This is a genomic window from Desulfitobacterium metallireducens DSM 15288 (genome assembly GCF_000231405.2).
GTDB lineage: Bacteria > Bacillota > Desulfitobacteriia > Desulfitobacteriales > Desulfitobacteriaceae > Desulfitobacterium_A > Desulfitobacterium_A metallireducens.
Genome location: NZ_CP007032.1, coordinates 873,982 through 895,842 on the forward strand (window position 1 = coordinate 873,982; position 21,861 = coordinate 895,842).

Annotated in this window: 16 protein-coding genes, 2 pseudogenes and 1 riboswitch; of the genes and pseudogenes, 16 read left to right on the forward strand and 2 right to left on the reverse strand. The window is 39.8% G+C overall.

Annotated features, from left to right (window positions below; genetic code table 11):
• Window positions 1-213: 213 nt before the first annotated feature.
• From DESME_RS04180 to DESME_RS04230, 12 genes and pseudogenes are all read left to right on the forward strand, one after another.
• Window positions 214-1,965 carry a sigma 54-interacting transcriptional regulator gene (locus DESME_RS04180; protein ID WP_174377952.1) on the forward strand — a complete coding sequence of 584 codons (1,752 nt, stop codon included), beginning with the start codon at window positions 214-216 and terminating at the stop codon, window positions 1,963-1,965.
• A gap of 426 nt (window positions 1,966-2,391) precedes the next feature.
• Window positions 2,392-3,804 carry a hypothetical protein gene (locus tag DESME_RS04185; RefSeq protein WP_006715106.1) on the forward strand — a complete coding sequence of 471 codons (1,413 nt, stop codon included), beginning with the start codon at window positions 2,392-2,394 and terminating at the stop codon, window positions 3,802-3,804.
• A gap of 20 nt (window positions 3,805-3,824) precedes the next feature.
• The gene (locus DESME_RS04190; RefSeq protein WP_006715105.1) at window positions 3,825-5,273 is read left to right on the forward strand and encodes a 4-hydroxyphenylacetate 3-hydroxylase family protein; all 1,449 of its coding nucleotides are present in this window, start codon (window positions 3,825-3,827) and stop codon (window positions 5,271-5,273) included.
• 27 nt (window positions 5,274-5,300) lie between these two features.
• Entirely contained in the window at window positions 5,301-5,597 is a 297-nt protein-coding gene (locus DESME_RS04195) for a NifU family protein (protein ID WP_006715104.1), read from the forward strand.
• A gap of 199 nt (window positions 5,598-5,796) precedes the next feature.
• Complete coding sequence (locus DESME_RS04200; protein ID WP_006715103.1) at window positions 5,797-7,092, forward strand: acetyl-CoA hydrolase/transferase family protein; 1,296 nt, start codon at window positions 5,797-5,799, stop codon at window positions 7,090-7,092.
• A gap of 43 nt (window positions 7,093-7,135) precedes the next feature.
• A complete protein-coding gene (locus tag DESME_RS04205) occupies window positions 7,136-7,732 on the forward strand; it encodes a hypothetical protein (RefSeq protein ID WP_006715102.1) in 597 nt (198 codons plus the stop codon).
• A 39-nt stretch (window positions 7,733-7,771) separates the two neighbouring features.
• A complete protein-coding gene (locus tag DESME_RS16420) occupies window positions 7,772-8,104 on the forward strand; it encodes a CC/Se motif family (seleno)protein (RefSeq protein ID WP_331470851.1) in 333 nt (110 codons plus the stop codon).
• Window positions 8,105-8,107: 3 nt separating this feature from the next.
• A pseudogene (locus tag DESME_RS15580) lies at window positions 8,108-8,185 on the forward strand (thiolase family protein); the annotation flags it as partial.
• Between the two features lie 222 nt (window positions 8,186-8,407).
• Window positions 8,408-9,772 (forward strand): ATP-binding protein, encoded by a 1,365-nt coding sequence (locus tag DESME_RS15315; RefSeq protein WP_006715099.1) that lies wholly within the window; start codon window positions 8,408-8,410, stop codon window positions 9,770-9,772.
• Between the two features lie 171 nt (window positions 9,773-9,943).
• The gene (locus DESME_RS04220) at window positions 9,944-11,209 is read left to right on the forward strand and encodes a nucleotide sugar dehydrogenase (protein WP_006715098.1); all 1,266 of its coding nucleotides are present in this window, start codon (window positions 9,944-9,946) and stop codon (window positions 11,207-11,209) included.
• Between the two features lie 27 nt (window positions 11,210-11,236).
• Complete coding sequence (locus DESME_RS04225) at window positions 11,237-13,387, forward strand: glycosyltransferase family protein (RefSeq protein WP_006715097.1); 2,151 nt, start codon at window positions 11,237-11,239, stop codon at window positions 13,385-13,387.
• A gap of 41 nt (window positions 13,388-13,428) precedes the next feature.
• Entirely contained in the window at window positions 13,429-15,294 is a 1,866-nt protein-coding gene (locus tag DESME_RS04230; RefSeq protein WP_006715096.1) for a DUF2334 domain-containing protein, read from the forward strand.
• A 10-nt stretch (window positions 15,295-15,304) separates the two neighbouring features.
• Here DESME_RS04230 and DESME_RS04235 read toward each other — a convergent pair whose 3' ends face one another.
• Window positions 15,305-15,766 carry a MarR family winged helix-turn-helix transcriptional regulator gene (locus DESME_RS04235; RefSeq protein WP_025248655.1) on the reverse strand — a complete coding sequence of 154 codons (462 nt, stop codon included), beginning with the start codon at window positions 15,764-15,766 and terminating at the stop codon, window positions 15,305-15,307.
• Between the two features lie 213 nt (window positions 15,767-15,979).
• Here DESME_RS04235 and DESME_RS04240 point away from each other — a divergent pair.
• Both DESME_RS04240 and DESME_RS04245 read left to right on the forward strand, forming a co-directional pair.
• Window positions 15,980-16,435, forward strand: a pseudogene (locus DESME_RS04240) (HD-GYP domain-containing protein); the annotation flags it as partial.
• Between the two features lie 25 nt (window positions 16,436-16,460).
• Entirely contained in the window at window positions 16,461-18,176 is a 1,716-nt protein-coding gene (locus DESME_RS04245; protein WP_006715093.1) for a methyl-accepting chemotaxis protein, read from the forward strand.
• A 38-nt stretch (window positions 18,177-18,214) separates the two neighbouring features.
• On the opposite strand, the gene DESME_RS04250 is transcribed toward DESME_RS04245, so the two are convergent.
• Window positions 18,215-19,009, reverse strand: a complete 795-nt coding sequence (locus DESME_RS04250; RefSeq protein ID WP_156922755.1) for an accessory Sec system protein Asp2 — start codon at window positions 19,007-19,009, stop codon at window positions 18,215-18,217.
• 180 nt (window positions 19,010-19,189) lie between these two features.
• Window positions 19,190-19,291: riboswitch (purine riboswitch) on the forward strand.
• A gap of 238 nt (window positions 19,292-19,529) precedes the next feature.
• On the opposite strand from DESME_RS04250, the gene purE reads away from it, so the two are divergent.
• On the forward strand, window positions 19,530-20,021 hold the full coding sequence (gene purE / locus DESME_RS04255; RefSeq protein WP_006715091.1) for a 5-(carboxyamino)imidazole ribonucleotide mutase: 492 nt from the start codon (window positions 19,530-19,532) through the stop codon (window positions 20,019-20,021).
• Window positions 20,022-20,083: 62 nt separating this feature from the next.
• A complete protein-coding gene (purB, locus tag DESME_RS04260; RefSeq protein WP_006715090.1) occupies window positions 20,084-21,379 on the forward strand; it encodes an adenylosuccinate lyase in 1,296 nt (431 codons plus the stop codon).
• Window positions 21,380-21,861: the final 482 nt, after the last annotated feature.

Below are 21,861 nucleotides of genomic sequence, written 5' to 3' on the forward strand. Positions count from 1 at the left end.
GTGGGGATGGAACGATAAAGTAAGCATTATAGTAATATTGGCTAAAAAATAGCACTTCGGGGATGATGCGGATACCTGAAGTGCTTTTTTGCGTTGTGATAAACGCCAGATTTGACGAAATATCCCATGCTACTCAGTTTAGACCCTTTTCTTCATCATTAGGAATAATGAGGGTCTGTTATATTCAAAATATCAATTAATGAGGTGTTTATGATGAAGAATGGGATTAACGATGAAGAACGTAGCTTAAATATACTTGATTTAAATGATTTAAAGAGTAGCTCACAGCTCATGAAACAAATCTGTGATATGTTCGATGTAGCCTATAATGGAATCATAATCGTCGATGGGCAGTCCAAAGTTGTTTTAGTCAATCGCGTCGTTTCCGATATTGCGGGTGTTAATAAAGATGAACTTATTGGCAAACCGATTACGCAGGTGTTTCCCAATTCATTGCTTCCGAGCGTTCTCAAATCGGGGAAAGCTTTATTCGGGATAAAGAATGTTCTTAACGGCATACCGGTGGTAGCAAATTATACACCTTTCCTTGAAAATGGAGTTATTCAAAATGCGATTTGTATTTTTCAGGATTTGTCCAGTATCGAACATCTTTATGCTGAACTGGATTCGGTAAAAACGTTATTTAGAGAACTAAGTACTATCATTGACTCGTCTTATGATGGAATTTTTATCGCCGATGGTAATGGTGTTGCCCTCCGCGTAAACAGTGCGTATGAACGAATATCAGGAATCAACGCGAGCGAAATCGTGGGTAAATCAATGACGCAGTTAGTAGAAGAAGGATTTTACGATGAATCTGTTACGCTACAAGTTATTGAAACAGGGAAATCAGTCACTATTCCACAAACGATTAACCGAACAAATAAGCAGATCCTTGTAACGGGAAATCCAATATTCGATGAGGAAGGACATTTATTTCGGGTCGTCACAAATGTTCGTGATATTACTGAACTTTACACTTTGGAAAATCAGTTAAAGAAAACAAAAGAACAAACGTTGAAATATGAGATAGAACTTAACCATTTACGCTCAATGCAGATCAAAGAGAACTCGATAGTTTATCGTAGTGAAGCTATGGAGCGAGTTATTCAACTTGCGGTAAAAGTAGCCGATGTGGATACGACGGTATTGATTACGGGAGAATCCGGGACAGGTAAAGAACTTATGGCAAAGTTAATCCATGACCGAGGAAAAGGGAGTAAGCGACCTTATATTAAAATTAACTGTGCGGCTATACCTGAGCAACTTCTTGAGTCAGAACTCTTTGGCTATGCTGGTGGAGCTTTTACTGGCGCCAAAAAAGAAGGAAAGCCCGGGCTATTTGAGTTGGCGAATACAGGGACCCTTTTTCTTGATGAAATAGGGGATATGCCATTGCTTTTGCAGGCTAAACTCTTACGTGCTCTTCAGGAAAAAGAAATAGTCAGAGTGGGTGAAACAAAGCCGATTAGAATTGATGTGAAGATTATTACGGCCACGAACCGAGACCTTGACAAGATGGTTAAAGAAGGTACCTTCCGCCAGGATCTCTTTTATCGCTTAAATGTCGTACCGATTCATGTCCCTCCGTTAAGGGAGCGTAAGGAAGATATTCCTTTGTTGGTTGAATTTTTCTTGAGTAAATTCAACAAGCGATTTAACTTTGAACATCATATTTCATCACCTGTAATCGATACACTTATGGGTTATTCTTGGCCAGGGAATGTACGTGAATTAGAAAATGTGATGGAACGCATGATGATTATATCTATAGAAGATGAACTTTCGGTCAATCTCCTTCCCGAAATAATTCAACGGCAGATTCCCTTGCCAAAGCGGGGAACGAAACTGAAAGATGCAGTAAAACAAACAGAGATTTATCTTATTGAAGAGGCGTTTAAAGAATATGGATCTTTACAAAAGGTGGCTGAGGTCTTAGGGGTAGATCGAACGACTATTTTCTGAAAAGCGAGAAATTACGGGATATTATAGCTTACTGTGCATTTTTGCAAAACGTTGCGAATGTGCACAGTATATTAACTTACTGGTTTTGGAGAATAACTCGGAATAATTTGTGCATAATTACACAAATAAAGAAGTTAAAGGCGTGCTTATTTTATTAGGAAAAGGCGCGATTTAACTTCTTTTAACGTATTGGTTTCCTTGGGAAGTTGTACTGTAAGATGGCCTAAAGAATGGGGATATTTCAGCCTTGCATAACATTTTGACGCTTTTTAGATTATTGGCATGAAAAATGCAATATACAGAATACGAGACCCGGGTAATTGAAAAATTTAAAATATAAGGAGGTGGGGTAAAAAAATAAATCGTTTTTTAACTCAATGATTCCCTAAAACTGGAGATCCAAAATCGACTGAAGGAGAGTGCATCATGAGCATACTTGGTCCTGCTATCAAACGAAAACAGGGTGAAGTTCAACCTTACATCCCCTTGGGTCCCTTCCAACTTAGGATACCCTTTCTCCATTACCGTTTTGAAATCCCTGACTATATTCAAGGCTTACTCATGTGTGCAGTCTGTTTGGGAGCTATCCCGATGCTCCAAGAATATCTCGGGATGCCTTTTGAAGTGGCATTGACGATCGTAATGATGAATGGTTTCTTGTATACTTGGCATGCCCATTTGGGAGATCCGGTTATTCCGGGTTGGATTACACCTGCTATTCCTTTGCTCCTTCTTTATTTGAAGACTTTCCCGGAAGGCGTACCCAGGATGCATGCTCTAATCGCCTTTGAAATGGAGCTTGGATTATTAGCCTTTTTACTTGGCTCGACGGGTTTGGCAAAGAAGTTTGTTACGATTGTACCGGATGCCCTGAAATCAGGAATCTTGATTGGAGCAGGTATTGCTGCCGTAAAATTAGTATTTGACCCAGGTCTGAAATTTGACACCGCTCCTATTACAATTACCATCGCTATCGGTTTAGGATTTTATATTTTGTTTTCTAATCATTTCAAAAACCTTGTCGCTAAAAGCAAGTTCTTTAAAGTGGTCTCTGATTTAGGTTTAGTGCCACCGATTATTTTGGCGATCTTTATTGCTCCTCTCGTAGGTGAGTTGCCTTGGCCCCAAGTTCAATGGGGATTTAACATTCCACAGTTATACACCGTCTTTACTCAATGGACCCCTTTTGCGGATCGAATCGGCTGGCCTTCATTAGCTATGTACACGAGTTCCATTCCCCTCGTCATTGCAATTTATATTATTTTGTTTGGTGAATTGATTCAGGCCGATGCGTTAATCGACGAAGCCCGCGAATTCCGGAATGGGGATGAAAATATTCACTTTGACGCCAATCGTAACAATATGATTGTCGGAATCCGGAACTTTACTATGTCAATGCTTGGTCCAGATCTGACCATGTGCGGACCCCTCTGGGCAGCCATGCAGGTAGTTACCTGTGAGCGATACAAAAAAGGACCGGACGCTATGGATAGCTTGTATGGTGGAGTAGCATCCTTCCGGTTGGGAACTCTTACAGGTTATTTCCTTACTCCGATTGTTACCTTAGTTAAACCCATTCTTCCCATTGCGCTTTCCCTGACGATGCTGGTTCAAGGTTACGTCGCGGTTCGCGTTGGAATTTTGAAAGCCCGTACCTTTAATGATCTTGGGGTAGCTGGAATCGTAGCGGCAGTATTGATTTCTCGTGGTGCAGCATATGCGTTAGGTGTTGGGGTTGTCCTCTGCTTACTCATTTACGGAAAAGACACTATGCGTAATTGGGAAGGTTATGATAAAGTCAACGATCCCGTTTTCAACTCCAGAATTACAGAAGAATAAAATTTAGGAGGAAATTAATCATGAAAACAGCGGCTGAATATGAAGAAAGTTTACGCAAACTGAACTTAAAGGTTTATCTTCAAGGTGAATTAGTAGAAAATCCTGTCGATCATCCGATTATTAGACCTTCTATGAATTCCGTTAAAATGACGTATGCTTTAGCTGAGAAGTCAGAGTATCAAGAGTTGATGACCGCAACTTCTCATCTTACCGGTAAAAAAGTCAACCGTTTCTGCCATTTGCATCAAAGTACCGATGATCTTGTGAAAAAAGTAAAAATGCAACGCCTCTTGGGGCAAAAGACCGCAGCTTGTTTCCAACGGTGTGTAGGTATGGACGCAATCAATGCTTGTGACAGCGTGACCTTCGAAATGGATCAAAAGCTTGGAACAAATTATCATGAGCGGTTCAATAAGTTCTTACTCCAAATGCAAGAAGAAGACTGGACTGTTGACGGCGCTATGACCGATCCAAAGGGCGACCGTGGCTTAGCTCCTAGTCAGCAAGCGGATCCAGATCTTTATGTTCATGTTGTAGAAAAGAGAGAAGATGGCATCGTTGTTCGAGGCGCTAAAGCGCATCAAACAGGAGCGATCAATTCTCATTGGATTCTCGTTATGCCAACGATCAGCATGGGCGAAGCTGATGCTGATTATGCCGTCTCCTTTGTTGCGCCAGCTGATGCAGAAGGAATCTACTATATTTATGGTCGTCAATCTTGCGATACCCGTAAATTAGAAGGAGGCACCATTGATGTCGGAAACTCACAATTCGGCGGACATGAAGCCTTGATGGTCTTTGATGATGTGTTTATTCCTTGGGAAAATGTCTTCATGTGTGGCGAATATGAATTCAGTGGCGCTTTGGTTGAGCGGTTTGCAGGATACCATCGTCAAAGCTATGGTGGTTGTAAAGTCGGTGTAGGTGATGTCTTGATCGGAGCAACCGCATTAGCCGCAGATTTTAACGGAGTAGCTAAAGCTACTCATATCAAGGACAAGCTCATCGAAATGATGCACTTGAATGAAACTCTATATGCTTGTGGTATTGCTTGTTCTGCAGAAGGAAATAAAACAGCATCCGGAAATTATCTGATCAATATGTTGCTGGCCAATGTTTGTAAGCAAAACGTAACACGTCTCCCTTATGAAATTGCTCGCCTAGCTCAAGATATCGCCGGAGGCTTAATGGTTACGATGCCGTCTGAAAAAGATTTGCGTAATCCTGAAATCGGTAAGGTTGTTGAGAAATATTTCGTGGGTGTCTCTTCAGTTCCAACGGAAGATCGGATGCGCATCCTACGCTTGATTGAAAACCTTACTTTAGGAACGGCTGCAGTAGGTTATCTGACAGAGTCGATGCATGGCGCAGGTTCACCTCAAGCACAACGCATCATGATTTCACGTCAAGGTAATTTGGCACAGAAAAAGGAACTCGCAAAAGCCATTGCTAGAATTGAGACAAAGTAATCGAGTAACTCATTTAAAGGAGAAAATATGGAAGTTATTCAGTCAATCATCGAACGAAAAATACGTCCTGCGCTCCAAGAGCATAAAGGCGATATTGAATTGATTGAAGTTTCTTCTGACGGGTTCGTAAAAGTAAGGTTAATCGGGGCATGTTCTACATGCCCCGGTTTCCAAGATACTTTGTCAGAATTTGTGGAAACAACGATCAAAGCAGAATGTCCGGAAATCAAAGGCGTTGAAGCACTTGGGGGTGTTAGTGAGGCGTTAATCGAAGAGGCTTTAGAATTATTGCATAACGGACGGCGTAAAAAATATGGGGCCTAGGCGAGTCGGTATTGATTTTTGCTGAGGATGCAATCCTCAAATCGATCGAGGCAAAATAGCGCGAAATGCCCAAGAAAAACTATCTGAAATGGGCTATCTTGTGAATTTCAATCAATCGGATGCAGATCTCGCCATCTATCTTAGTGGATGCTCGTCAAATTGTGCTAAGCGGTATAGTAATAAGAGTGAGGAATTTTGCATGAATAATTGGAGAGATAAATATCAAAATAAGATTGTAACAGCTGATCAGGCTGTCAAAAATGTTAAGTCCGGTGACCGAGTTGTTTTTGGGCATGCCTGCGGTGAACCTGAAGCCTTAGTAGAAGCTTTAGTAAACCGTGGGTCAGAGCTTCAAGATGTAGAAATTGTTCATATGGTTGCTATGGGACCTGGGAAATATTCACAGCCTGAATATGCTGCGAATTTCCATCATAATGGGCTCTTCATGGGAGGACCGACGCGCAAAGCACTCGAAGAGAAACGGGCCGATTATACACCGTGTTTCTTCTCCGAAATACCGCGGTTATTTAAGGATGGAATCCTAACTGTTGATGTAGCGTTTATTCAAGTTACACCACCGGATGAGGATGGGTATTGTAGCTATGGTATTTCTTGCGATTATACTCAATCCGTTGCAGAATCTGCTAAAATAGTGCTGGCTCAGATGAATCGTAATATGCCGAGAACAGGCGGATCCAGAATTCATCTCGATGAAATTGACTTTATTGTCGAGCAAGATGGAGCATTGATTGAACTTCAACCGCCGAAGATTGGCGACATTGAAAAAGCAATCGGTGAAAACGTGGCGAGTTTGGTTCAGGATGGAGCAACCCTTCAATTAGGAATCGGGGCAATACCTGATGCTGTATTATTGTTCTTAAACGATAAAAAAGATTTAGGAATTCACTCTGAAATGTTTTCTGATGGGGTAGTAGCTTTAGCTGAAGCAGGTGTTGTTACAAATAAAAGGAAAAAGGTTCATCCCGGAAAATTCATTGCGACGTTCCTCATGGGAACACGAAAATTATATGACTTTGTTGACAATAACCCAGACGTCGAGCTGTATCCCGTTGACTATGTCAATGATCCTTTTATCGTAGGTCAAAATGATAATGTTGTAGGGATTAACTCAGCTCTTCAAGTTGATCTCATGGGTCAGGTCAATGCTGAAATGATTGGATCGCGTCAATTTAGTGGTGTCGGTGGTCAACTTGACTTTGTTCGAGGGGCAAGCCGTTCTAAAAATGGAATTTCAATCATCGCCTTGCCTTCTACGGCATCCCATGGTAAGATTTCACGGATTTCCTGTGAACTTGACCGTGGAGCAGCTGTGACAACTTCAAGGAATGATGTTCAGTATATTGTTACAGAATATGGGATTGCAAACTTACGGGGTAAAAACCTCCGTCAAAGAGCAGCAGAATTAATTGGTATTGCCCATCCTGATTTTCGAACTCAACTTTTTGATGAAGCAAAGGAAAAAGGAATTCTTTGAGCTTATGGCCTCCAAGGCTCAAAGGAAATGAGGTAGGTTTAGTATGAAAAATTTCTTACGGAATTTACTGGGTTTTCCGATGAGCCATTATAAAAAGGCTCTACGTAAAAATGTGCAAAAGTTTTATCATCGCGCGATAAGAAAAGCAGTTAATGACGCCCAACGTAAACTTTGGCTTGCCGCAGGGCTTGCCGCTGAAGACTTTGTTACCACTTTACTCGTTTCAGAAGGCAAGGATGATGGAGAACTATTCAAACAGAGAATATTAAATAAAACAATGGAAAAGAAGCAGATCCGAACTATTATCCGTACAATGTTAAAGGTATACTTATCCGCGCTCCTTATTGCGGTTACAAACTATAAAGAAGAGATTTTGACCAAAACAAGTATGAATGAACAAGACTTTCTCAAGTCTTGGTGTTCTGTCTTTGATTATAAACAAGAAGATATGCACGTATTTGATGGTATATTGTTACCCGCATATCGACGGAATGGGCTTAACGGATTGCTCCAAGAAACGGGTAAAATGATTGTTGATGATTTTTACCAAGATTCTAGCGAGCTGACACAAGAAGAAATTACCCTATTCGAAGGTGTTTTGCTAAATGATGTGGCAAGCCTATTTAATTATGTTAAATAACTCGAATGAATCATCTTTGGGGGGAACTTTGGAGGCGTAATGTTTGCAATTGATAAAGATGCAATCCAATATATAGAATCTAAGTCAGGTGCAGTTGTTATCAATCTAGAACTTGAACCTGCAGCTGGCGGCTGAGCTTGCTCAGGTGATCGCGTAACAGGTAGTTACGTGCCGAGAATTTATTTGGGTGAGCCCAGTCCTGAGAAGATGACTCGATACAATGTCATTCAGGTCGAAAAGATTAAAATCTACTCTTCGCCAAGACTGAAAGTTAAAGAAGGTGATAAGGTTATTCGGATCATCTTAAAAAAGGCTCTTTTTCTGAAATGGCTCGAGATTGAGGGCGCTATGGGGATCGTAAGTTTGCATTAATCACTTGCTAAACTGAAACCTGCTTTTAAAACGGATGGAACAGTTACTGCAGGGAATTCATCCGGGATTAATGATGGAGCATTAGAAGAGGGTGTTACGAAGCAACTCGTGACATCCTCTTGATGCATTGACAAACTTTATCGATTACAAGAATGGCTGGACTTTTATAGTTCTGGCTTCTTTAACACTTAGGGACTTTTTGCCGTATTTGACTAAAATGAAGAAGGGAAAAGTTGTATTTTCGCGAATACATAATGTTAAGTTAAAGTGAGTGATTGTTAATCAGAGTGAGGAGCGAATCGTTTGTTTCATGGAATATCTAAAGTGAATTTTGATATTGATCAAGAGTTATTAAAAAAGTACGAGGCAATGGCTTGGAATAGATTAAATATTATTAATTGTCGACGCGTTAATAATATTTCTATTGTTTTGGTTTTATTTACGATAGCCTCTTTCTTGATTGATTACCTTAATAAAGAAAAAGGTCTTTGGACGATTACTCCAGGTTTCGTTTTGTTATTCTATAACCATATTGTGCTTGAATTTGGCGCTTTATTTTTTATTTTGATTTATTTTGTATTCAAAAAAGTATTGAATGATCATCATTTTTTTCCGTTATTGTATGTTTATAGTTTTATTATTTTTATAATAAACCTAAGTGCTTTTATGTCAGGGTGGACGGATCAGTTCATCCATGGCGAAATCACGATTTACATAATGACTTGTCTGGTTATTGCTATAACTTTCTACCAAAGACCAAAATACTCGATTTTGATCTACCTACAGTCTTACGTTGCGTTTATGATTTATGTGGGAAAGACTCAAAAGAACATTCTCCTTCTTCAAGAGCGTTATATCAATGGAACACTCGTTGTTATTTTAGCAATCTTCCTTTCGATTATCCTATCGAAAATGATGGAAAGAGATTATATTTATAAACATAATCTTAATGATATCGTTGAAGAACAGACAATGAAGTTGAAAGAATCACTAGAAACGGTAGAGAAATTAGAACGTTTAAATCTAATCGATAAAATGGCGGCCACAGTTGCCCATGAAGTACGAAATCCACTCACAACGATCAAAGGTTTTCTCCAATTGATAAAAAATAAACAACCTGACCCCGAAAATGTTGAATATTATAATATTATGATCAGTGAAATTAACAGAGCGAATTCTATAATTGCTGAATTCTTATCGATGAGTCGGAATAAAGAAACGATCATGAAGAGGGGAAATATTGAAAATGTTATTACTTCGATTTTGCCACTGATTGAAGCAGATGTGATCTATAATAATATGCAGTTATCAACTGACTTTAGAAAAGTTCCTGATATCTTACTGAATGAACAGGAAATAACTCAACTCGTTTTGAATCTTGCACGAAACGGAATAGAAGCTATGGCAGAGGGAGGTTGCTTGACCTTAAAGATATATCAAGATGGTAATGAAGTCATTCTCCTTATAGCGGATGAAGGTTCGGGAATAGAGCAGGAAGTATTGGATAAAATGGGCACGCCCTTTTTCACAACGAAAGAAAAGGGAACCGGCTTGGGATTGGTTGTTTGTAATAGTATAATTGAAAGGCATAACGCAAAGCTCCAGATTCAATCCAGTGTAAACGGGTCATCGTTTGAGGTCCATTTTACGGTACCTACAAACTCATGAGCTATTATGAAATTTTGAAAGGTTATGATCTCACTTAAGGTGAAGGTCATAACCTTTTTTCTGTTGTCTTAGTTTAACCAACGATTAAGGGCTCTCATACAATGACAGAGGTAAAGGATTTCTCCTGGAAAAAGAAGTGGAGACTTCAAAGGAGCACAGGAGGTATTTTCATTGAACGTCTATGTATTTGGGCTTGGACATATCGGTTTACCAATGGCAACATGGATTGCCATGCAGGATTATGAGGTTATAGGAATTGATAAAAATCCTGACGTCATTACCGAGATTCAAAACGGTACAGTAAAAATTGAAGAGTATTATCAAGAACAGCATATTTCCCAACTGGCGCTAAGCTTGATAAAAAAGAAAAGGTTCAGGGTCACTCCAGATTTTTTACGCACGAATGACAAACCTTCTATTTTTGTAATTGCTGTCGGAATCGTCGAAAAAGAAAATGGGGTTCAAGATACTTCACCACTCATTTCGGTGTTAGAGACGATCACGCCCGTACTTGTTCCCGGCGATTTATTGCTCTTTCGTACAACACTTATTCCCGGAACTCTCGACCAACTTATAGTAAACAAGGTACAATCCCTCGATATTAAGATCAATTTAGCGTATTGTCCGGAGACCTTAATGGAGACCCGAGCCTTTGAGGAACTAAATCAAAACCCAATGATCTTAGCTGCTAACGATAATGAGAGTTTAATCAAAGCCGAGGCCTTTTTAAGATCAATATCGAAAGCTCCAATTTTTAAAGCTTCTACACTTAAGACAGCTGAAATGGTCAAAGTGATTCAAAATATTCATCGGGATGTTAATATTGCCCTGATTAATGAAATTAGCGAAGTAGCTCACGCTCTTAATATTAACATTTATGAGCTTATTTCTTTAGCGAACACTCACCCGAGAGTGAAATTATTACAGCCTGGCCCTGGAGTGGGGGGCTATTGTCTACCCAATGCCTTTGGTTATTTGCAAAATGCGATTGAAAATGAAAGCCAATTGATTCTAATGGATACAGCTCGAAAACTCAATATAGGACGACCTAACAAAATTGTAGAAAGGGTTAGAGAATCACTTCAACAAGAAGAGAAAGTTCTTGCTCACTCGACAATTGCTTTAATAGGACTTGCGATGAAAGATTATTGTGCAGATTGTCGAAATAGTCCCGCTTTAGAAATTGCTGCCCAGTTAGTCAAAGAGGGAGCTAAGGTCCAAGCGTATGATCCAATGGTTCCCATCATGCATTCTTATCAGGTCGCTTCCCTCCAAGAGTGTCTCCTTCATGCGGATTGTTTACTGATTACGGCGCATCAAGAGGGGATTATTTATGTACGGGAACAGCTCGAATCCCTCATGGCAAAGCCCCTAATCGTCATTGACACCCGTAATATCTTTCCTGATTTCCCCGGAATGAAAATTATCAAACCATAATCTGAAATATGAAGGGGTGAAAAATGAATGGAGGATAGTGAACGATCAAAGAATCAGCAATTTCTTGATTTGAGATATTGGGAAGCAATCAAAGGGACATCCGTTTCCATCAAAACAGAGGAAACCCTTATCGTGAATAGTGAATTAGCGGATCGTGAGCATTGTTATCTTTACTATAAAACGAGACCGTATAGCTTTTATCGAATACCCACGACGACTCAATTAGATCTATTAAAGGATAAAGAATATGCATTTACATTTTCAGGAGAAATGCAAGGAAAATGTCAAGCGTCTCTAGCCGTTCTTGCCTATTCAAAAAACAAAAAAGAAACCGTGTATTTTGTCCCATTAAATGAAATGAAACTCATTACATTTGAACCTTCGATTGAAAAGGTTACTTTCTGTATCAGGGTAGAAGGCCCTGGAAGGGTTATGATTAACGAGATCAAAATACAGAAAATGCAAAGATCACATCAAGAAAGTTATGTGCAAGGCGCTCCTTCTCGAACGAGTAGTAGACCCGATATTAAAGTGGCCTGCATTTTAGATAATTTTAGTTATGAGTGTTTTAAATATGAATGTTCGCTAGTTCAACTCAATTTTGGGACGTGGAAACAACAAATTGATGAAAAAAAGTATGATTTTTTACTAGTTGAATCCGTCTGGGATGGACTGAACCGGACGTGGAGAAACCACTTTAATAAATATGAGCTTTTCAAGGTCGTAAAGTACTGCCATGAAAAAAGTCTACCTACAGTTTACTGGGGGAAAGATGATCCGGCTGATTATGAACGTTTTATTGAAATTGCTCAGCTATTTGACTATATCTTTACTACCGATGAAAATTGTATCTCTCGCTATCAACAGGATCTCGGTCATAATCGTGTTTATCTATTGCCTTTTGCAGCTCAACCCCAATTGCATAACCCTGTTGAAGTTAATCCTCAAGAGAAAAGAAATATTGCCTTTGCCGGGGCTTGGTATGGAGATAAGTTCCCAGAACGGAATAAAGATATGAAAACGATGCTTAATGCGGCAAAAGACTTAGGATTGGATATCTATGACCGGAATTATTCCTTAAAAGTTCCTTTTTTTAAATTCCCTGATGAATATACAAAATATATTGTAGGCTCCCTTGATTATCAAGAAATGGTTAAGGCCTATAAACTATATAAAATTTTTTTAAATGTCAATTCAGTCAAGGATAGTCCTACCATGTTCTCGAGAAGAGTATTCGAAATTCTTGCTTCTGGTACTGTAGTTGTAAGTTCCTATTCGCAAGCGATTGAGGAAATGTTTCCGGGGATTATCCCAATGGGCTTTTCCGAAAACGATACAAAAGAGCAATTGGCAGCTCTCTTAAATAACCCTGAATATGCGCGAAGGCTAAGTCTAAAGGGTTTAAGAGAAATTCATCTTAAGCATCTATATAAGCACCGATTTGATACGATCCTTGAGAAAACTGGTTTCAAAACAGAAAGGGAACAAGAAGGAGTTTCCGTGATTGTTTGTACCCAAAGGCCTTTTTTTGTGGAAAACATCCTTGAAAATTACGCGAAACAAGAGTGGGGAACGAAAGAGCTTATTGTTATTCTTAATAATGATGAAATCGATATTAATGAGTGGCAAGAAAAAATAGAGCAGTATCCCAATTTACAGGTATATCAATTATCAGAGCAGACCTCCTTAGGTGAATGTTTAAATTACGCTGTAAAAAAAACGTCCCATAACTATATCGCCAAGTTTGATGATGACGATTATTACGGGCCGTGTTTTTTAACGGATTTAATGCATGCCTTTAATTATACGCAGGCCGATATTGTTGGTAAATTAACGCATTACGCCTATTTAGAAAGCATGAAGGCTCTGGTGATACGATTTCCAGGTAAGGAGAATCAATATACCCATTTTCTCGCGGGTTCTTTTATCGTCAAGAAAGACGTGTTTAAAAAGGTGAGTTTTGATCCTATCTCTCTTGGTGAGATATCTCGTTTTATGAAAAAATGTCGAGCAAAGGGTTATAAAATTTATGCGGCAGATCGCTATAATTATGTCTATGTCAGAAGATCAAATAACGAGGATCATTCCTGGAAAACGACTGTTAATCAAATATTAGCTCAAGACGAATGCTCTATAATTGCTTTCACAGAAGATTATAAGACCCAGGTGACAATTTAGAAGGATAATGTGACCTCTATACTAGAAAGAGGGGGAAGTCGATGAGAAGAGCCATCCTTCGTTTAGAAGATGTTGGCCCAGGCGGGCCCTTTGGTACAGCGGAAAGTCTCCTTAAACTTCAGGCAATAGCAGACTATTTACATTCTGAGAATGTCCCTTTCCATGTATCCGTCATCCCTCGCTATATCAATCCTTCGATCGGCTATGACAAATCGATCGGGGATGACTCTGATCCTTTTATTCTTTCCTTTAACAGGATGATAAAATATCTACAACGGCAGGGTGGGTCCATCGGCATGCATGGCTATACTCATCAATATGATGAGTCCATAAGTGCAGTAGGGCATGAGTTTTATCATCCGAGACTTCCTGCAAATTGTCCCCCTGACGATCCGAAAGAAGCGTGTTTAAACAAGGAAGACTTTGAGAATTCTTACGCTTCCTCACGAATGAGAAAAGGTCTTGATTTATTTGCCAAGGCCGGAATTATGGTTGACTGGATGTCTACCCCTCATTATTATGCTTCACCTAGCCAGAGAAGCATAATCGAAAGTTGGAGTGGGATTTTGTTTGAGGATCATCCTCAGAAAGCGTCAAAGACGGTATTTTTGCAGGACAATGATTACCCCTTTTATCGCGGTGTAGTGTATGTTCCTACCCCTCTTAGTTATTTACAAGGCCCTGATTTTGATTCGGATATTAAGCGAATTTGTAACGAAGCGGAGGGTTATTCTCCAGATCAGTTGGCCGCTTTTTATTACCATCCTTTCCGGGAGCTTCCTTTTATCCAAATCTCTCAATCTAATGGAGTAACCTCCATTGATTATGATGATAACTCCTACCTAAAGAAACTCATTCGAGGGTTTAAAGCACAAGGATTTACATTTATGTCGTTATTAGATCAACTCTCTTTTGTTCCCTCGCTAAGGAAAACTGATTTTTTCTCAGGAAGTGAAAATATTGTTTTGACCGGGGATATCAACAATGACGGAAAGGCAGAATTGATCATTAGAGAAGAGAGTACGGGAAACTGGTATGGAACAACCTTTGATATTCAATCTGTTTTGAATCGGCATTGTGCAGGGAGTTCGACCCAACTTCTTCTCGCGAATTGGGGGAAAGAAAAACATTTAGTTCCTCTTGTTGGAGATTTCAATGGGGATGGTTTCGATGATGTGGTCCTTTGGAATCCTGTAAACGGAAATTGGCAGGTCGCTTTAAGTCATGGAACACAATTCTACCCTGATCGCGGGAACGGGGATAACCTTTGGTTAAAGCATTGGGGAATAGGGAAGCAGTGGAAGCCACTCGTTGGAGATTTCGATGGGGATGGTCAAGATGACGTCATCCTCTGGGATTGCCAAAAGGGGGAGTGGCACGTTGCTTTAAGTAACGGACAAGGTTTTATTCCTTCTCAACAGTCTTGGATCAACTTATGGGGAGTGGGTCGTTCTTGGACTGCTTCTGTAGGTGATTTTAACGGAGATGGGAAAGATGATCTTATCATTTGGAGTCGTCAATACGGAGAATGGCGAATTGCGTTGAGTGATGGACGAAAGTTTACGCGCAGCAATCTTCCTAGCTTACAGTCTTGGACACAGAGGACGGATTGGTACCCTGGATCTCAGTGGGAACTATTAGTCGGAGACGTTGATGGCGATGGTTTGGATGATCTTCTTATCGTAAATGGTGCCCGTGGAGAATGGCGAGTCGCGAGAAGTACAGGATATGATTTTATCCCGCTAGATCGAACGTTTAGTCCGTGGTCAGCAGGGGATGATATGCAACCTTTGGTTGGTGATTTTAATGGAAATGGTAAAGTCAGTCTTTGTGCCAGACATTTTCAGTTAAGAAATGGCACCATAGATCTTGCGATCTCAGTTCTAGGGAAAAGAGAAGAGAGTTAGAAAAGAATATTTACGTTCCCCAGAAATCAAGTATATCCCGGAGTTTAGATAAAACATCTTCACTCTTAGGAGAATACAGTCTTTTCGATAGTGATTCTAGTTGTTCAGAACGAGTTACGATTGCTTCTAAAACCATCTTCTGTACGAGTTCCTTCCCCTTTATACTTAAAGTTAATAGGGTTATCCTCCCGTCCCTTGGTTCCGAAATTTGTTCTAATAAATTTTCTTTGAGTAGGGATTTAACTAAGATTGAAACCGTATTTTTAGCTAACCCACTTTGCTTAGAAAGTTCTGAATAGTTACATTTTTCTTTAAGCGAAAGAGTATAAAGTAAGTATAATTGAGCTCCAGATAAATTGAATTTTTTTGCTAAATTATCTCTGAAGATTTCAATATGTCTAGTGATTTGCCTCATTAGATTATAAAACTCAGATATGTCTTGAAAGTTAACAAAATTATCATGTTGATTCATTTTAAAATCACTTCTTGTCGGTTATTGAGTAAATTTGGATGAATGTATATATTTTTGGGGAAAAAAACATATTTTAAAGTGATATACTAAAAGTAAAGTTCTATATAGAACTAATTCGTTACAGAACTTAATTTTAAACGATAATTATTCTTGTTTCTATTATACAACTATACTACAAATATACGATTATACTACGCAATAAGAAAATAATGGAAAGGGCAATATTATATGTGTGAGGAAAGGCTCTATGAGAGTTCAAGTATGCGGGAGAAAACAATCTTGGCGATTGATAATATCCTTTATGAAAAAGTTCTCAATAAGTCAGGAAAACTGACAGAAGAGGAATGGAGTGAGATTAAACGTCATCCGCAGATTGGTTATCGGATTATCAGTAAGTTCAATAACATGGAAGGTATAGCCGCGAATGTCTTAGCTCATCACGAATGTTGGGATGGTCAAGGCTATCCTAAGGGTTTAAAAGGTGAGGAAATTTCACTATATGCCCGGATTAGTGCAATTGCGGATACCTATGATGCGATGACGCACGACCGAAGCTATCGAAGGGCTTTACCTAAAAAGGAGGCAATAGGAGAATTGAAAAGAAATGCGGGAAGTCAGTTTGACCCAGAGTTGGTCAAGCTTTTTCTTGAAAAGGTTGTATTGCTTTAGAAAATAAGAAAGAAGTGAACTCTTAATGAATGGGTTTAGAAACTGGAAGATTAGGACAAAGATTTTATCCCTTGTTATACTCATGGGTTTATTTACAGGAGTAGTTGGATTTGTGGGTTATTATTATATTTCCAAAGCAAACACTGAAATGGCTGATATGTATTCAAATTCATTAATGTCAATAAAGTACATAAATGATGCAAGGGCACAGGATGGAGCGGGTGAGTCAGCATTCTTTCATTATCTTTTGGCACAAGATAAGAACACTCAACAGCAACAACAAAACGAGATAAAAACGAGGTCAGACAATTTTGACAAGAGTTATAATTCCTATTTGAAATTAGCGACGGACCCTTCTGAAAAAGAAATATTGCCTAAGTTAGAAAAAGAATTAGAAACATATAAAACGGAACGACAAAAAGCTATGGATATGGCAAATCAAGGTGAAACTAAAGGGGCTTATGATTATTTCACGAACAATGCTCAAACTCATCTTGACGCCATAAATACTACGTTGCAAGAGCTTGCAGATTTCAATGCAACTCATGCGGACGAGGTCAATACCCAAAATGATGCAGAAAATGCAGTGGCGAATAAAATAATTATGACCTTATCTACTGTTGCCGTACTACTAGGTCTTGTCCTTGGTTATTTGATGGCGACTATGATTGCGAGTTCGATTAAGCAAGTGTTATTAGAAGTTGAACGAATCGCAAACGGAGATTTAACGGTTGAGGATATTATCGTTAAAAGTAAGGATGAGGTAGGTCAGTTAGCAACGCATTTCAATGTAATGAAGGGACATCTCGATGCACTTGTTAAACACGTTGCTCAATCATCCGAACAAGTCGCCTCTTCATCTGAAGAGCTAACTGCTATGGTTGACCAAAGCACTCAAGCGGCAAATCAAATAGCGAAAGCTATTGAAGGGGTGGCAAAGGGAACTGAAAAAGAAGCAGGAGCTATCGATGAAACTTCGTCTGCTATACAACAAATATCTGCGGGAACCCAGGAAACAGCCGCCAGTAGTAGTGAGATTGCTGAATCTATGACAAATACGTTAGCGACAACTCAAGATGGACAAAAAGCTTTAGATAGAGTTGTCGAACAAATGAATAGTATTAGCGGAGGAACGGAAAACGTTCAACACCGAATAACGGAGCTTTCATCCAGTTCTGAAAAGATTAGTAATATTGTTCAATTCATAACGGAAATTGCAGACCAGACCAATCTATTAGCACTCAATGCAGCCATTGAAGCTGCTAGAGCGGGTGAGCATGGTAGAGGGTTTGCGGTTGTAGCTGAGGAAGTTCGAAAATTGGCAGAACAATCCCGTGAAGCTACGACGCAAATTTCGGCTCTCATCAATCAAAATAATAGTAATATTGATTTAGCAGTGACGGCGATGGAAACAGAGGTCAAAAACGTAGCAGATGGGATTGAAGTTGTTAATGTAGCTGGACGGTCATTCCGTGAAATTGCTCAAATGATAGAAAATGTTTCAGCACAAGTTGAAGAAATATCGTCTACGATTCAGCAAATAGCCAGTGGCAGTCAACAGATATTAACTTCCGCTGAAAAGATTGATAAGTTGAGTAAGGAAACATCTTCCCACGCCCAAGTCGTATCGGCTGGAGTACAGGAACAAGCGGCATCAATGGAGCAAATTGATTCGGCATCTCAAAGTTTAGCCACTTTGGCTCAAGAGCTTCAAAATACCATTAGCAAATTTACCGTTTAGTAATTTTTAAAAATTCAGGGCGACTCTATAGGGAGACTCTAATTGAATGAAGATGTGAAATCAGATAATAAATTCAGTAAAAAGTTAGGGAAATAGGTCGCAATATCACCATGACTCTTCATTGCATTGTCAATTTTTATATGATATTTTACGTTATGCTTATCCATTTCATCTAATAAGGGTTTTACATGGATTTGATATTGCCAATCGTTTTCACTCGATAATAGATAGATTTCGGTATCGACGATTTTATCAAGTTGTTTAAAAATAATTTCATTTAGATGGATGGAATTTTCTTTGGGGTTATCTTCTCCGAGAATAAAACGCGCTGTTTCCACCGTGGTTTTATTAATATAATCGGCGAGGAGCACTTGTGGGGCACCGGCTATGATATATCCAAAGTTATACTTTAAACCAAAATATAAAGCGGCACTTCCTCCTTTCGAGGAACCTACCGCAACGATATTTTGCCAATCCACATTTAACCTTCGGACAATAGAGGTAATAAGGGATAATACTGAAGTCTCAACTTCAAAGCTCATATTTTGTCCGAGATAATAACAGCCTCTTGGACCATAACTATCTAAAATAAAAAGCTTATGACAATCTATCGGGCTTAGTACTCTCATATAATTATAAGAATGCTGAATTTTATCCTCAGGGGAATTAAACCCTGAAAATATGATCACTAATAAATGGGTATTCGTTACTCCTTTTTGCAACACATAATTTATAGGTGAATTTGTCTTATAGATTTTTCCTGAAAATGGAAATTTATCGGCCATTGTAAACACTCCACTTATATAAAGATAAGATAATATATTCTTATCCAAACAAGCGGGTTACCCTCTATACACGACGAGTTTTGCCCGCTGAACAAGGGTTTATAAAGTTACAGGCTTTGGCTGATCCTCGAACTTACCGAACGATATTTTTAAATAGTTAATAAATGTTCGATGTTTTCGTTGACCTTTAACTTGTTCTAGGATAGAATGAACTCAGGAAAGTTGTCACACCATAATTTCATAACCGTTCATATAATCGCGGAGATAGGGTCTGCAAGTTTCTACCGGGCTACCGTAAATGGCCTGACTATGAGCGAAAGTGCGCCTAGGGCAGGAAGATTTTTGACCTAGCGGCGCAGAATCCTAATAAGCATTATAACCATAGTTTCAGTGCTTAGCTTGAAGCTGCGTTTATTTGTTATAGGGTTACACCGAAGGGATAAAAGCCCAGGCGGATAGTTTCACTCACTCTTTTTTGAAAAAGTCATTTTTTCAAAAGCACTGTGGAATTATATGTCTGGGCTTTCTTATTTATCTAAATTATCTTAAACATTGAAGGAGTGATGTTATGAACTCGGTTGGTGTTGTAATGGGTAGCGATTCAGATTTCAATGTTCTTGAGGCAACCATTAAAGTACTTAAGGAATTTAATGTTTCTTTTGAAGTTAAAGTTTCCTCAGCTCACCGAACATTAGAGAGAACTTTAAACTGGGTTAATGCATTTGAAGCACAAGGAGGACAAGTGCTGATCGCGGGAGCAGGCATGGCAGCTCATTTACCTGGAGTTGTAGCAGCAGCTACGACACTTCCGGTCATCGGACTTCCTATTAAAAGTGGGGCTCTCGATGGTGTTGATGCTCTCTACGCCATTGTGCAAATGCCACCCGGAATACCTGTAGCAACCGTTGGCATTAACGCAGGTAAAAATGCAGGATTGCTGGCCATTCAAATTTTAGCTCAAACCGATTCTCACTTGAAAGAAGAACTCAAAGCGTATCGCCAAAAAATGGCCGCAGAAATTGAAACTAAAGATCAAGCCATCCAAGAAAAAATAAAATAAAGCGTGAAAGTTAATCTTTAGGGTAATGATAAAGAAAACGAAAAAAGAAGGGGCTTTAACACGTGATTGAACGCTATACACTCCCTGAAATGGGCCAAATTTGGACAGATGAACATCGCCTTGAGCTCTGGAAGAAAATCGAAATTGCGGCTTGTGAAGGTTGGGCGCAATTAGGAAAGATTCCGTTGGAAGCAGTTGAGGTTATCCGTGAAAAAGCTGCTTTTTCGTGGGAAAGAGTGCAGGAAATTGAAGAAGTAACACATCATGATGTCCTTGCTTTCTTGACCAATATGGCAGAGAACATTGGAGAAGAGTCAAAACACGTCCATCTTGGGCTGACGTCTTCTGATGTTTTAGATACTGCACTTTCCTTGCAAATGGTTGAAGCAACCGATATTTTACTTCAGAAAATGGACAAGCTTGAAGAAGCTATTGGCAAACGGGCTTTAGAACATAAGGACACGTTAATGATGGGACGGACGCATGGTATTCATGCAGAACCGATCACGATGGGACTTAAATTTGCACTCTGGTATGAGGAAATAAAACGGCAAAAGAAACGTCTGGAGTTTGCTCGGGAAGAGATTCGGGTGGGCAAAATATCTGGTGCGGTCGGTACGTTTGCTAACATCGAACCCGCAGTGGAAGAATGGGTTTGTAAATCACTTGACTTAAATCCAGCCCCGATATCCACACAAATTTTACAACGCGATCGGCATGCTTTTTATATGACGACCTTAGCTGGAGTTGCGGCTACTCTTGATAAAATGGCAACCGAAATTAGAAACCTGCAAAGGACTGACGTCCATGAGGTAGAAGAGGCTTTTGCTAAAGGTCAAAAAGGATCTTCGGCAATGCCCCATAAGAAAAATCCGATTACCGCTGAGCGTATATGTGGACTGGCACGGGTTATCCGCGGAAATGCGCAGACCGCGCTTGAAAATGTTGCCCTTTGGCATGAACGGGACATTTCCCACTCTTCAGCCGAACGGGTGATCCTCCCCGATAGTACGATTGCACTTGATTATATGCTTCAGAAGATGACAAAGTTGATTGAAGGATTGCGTGTATTCCCTGAACAAATGCAAGCCAATGTCGACAAAGTTGTCGGTCTCATTTTCTCCCAACGCGTTATGCTCTCACTTGTCGGCAAAGGTATGAGCAGGGAAACGGCATACGCTTGGGTGCAACGCAATGCTATGAAAGCTTGGGAAACGAAAGAACCCTTTAAAAACTTGGTTTCTAATGATCCAGAGATCGAGAAATACCTAACACAACAAGAAATCGATGAGCTGTTTGATTACTCTTATCATACGAAACATGTGGACACTATTTTTAAGCGCGTAGGGTTGCTGTAAAACATTAGAGATTCTTACAAGCAAAGTTGCGTTACAGACACTCGGACGTACGTTCGCAGACCAAGCTAAGGGTATAACTGCTGGATGAAAGCTGCGTGATACCCTCCCAATTCGCCATCCATGGTTCACGGTCGGCGAGCGAAACACTCCAGTGAAGTGTTTCGGCACGTGACTCGTCCCGCAAACGTAAGGAGCAGTTCTACCCAAGCTTGGTAACTGCTCGCGAAGAGTCCTTGCTTACTGTAATCGTAACTTGCTTCGAAGTATTCCAAGATAAAAGACAAGATAGCGTAGCTTCTCACACAGGAGTGAACGATTTCGCGGAGGGGCGCAATGTCGCACGACGCTTCTGTAGCATAGCGTAGCCACTTGGTTCACTTCAGGTATTACCCAGAGGTTTGGCGAAGCTGCAACAGAAGCAAGTGTGCCAGCCCTGGAGCGCTGAGTGAACGGATGTGGGAGAAGCTACACGACCCAAACTA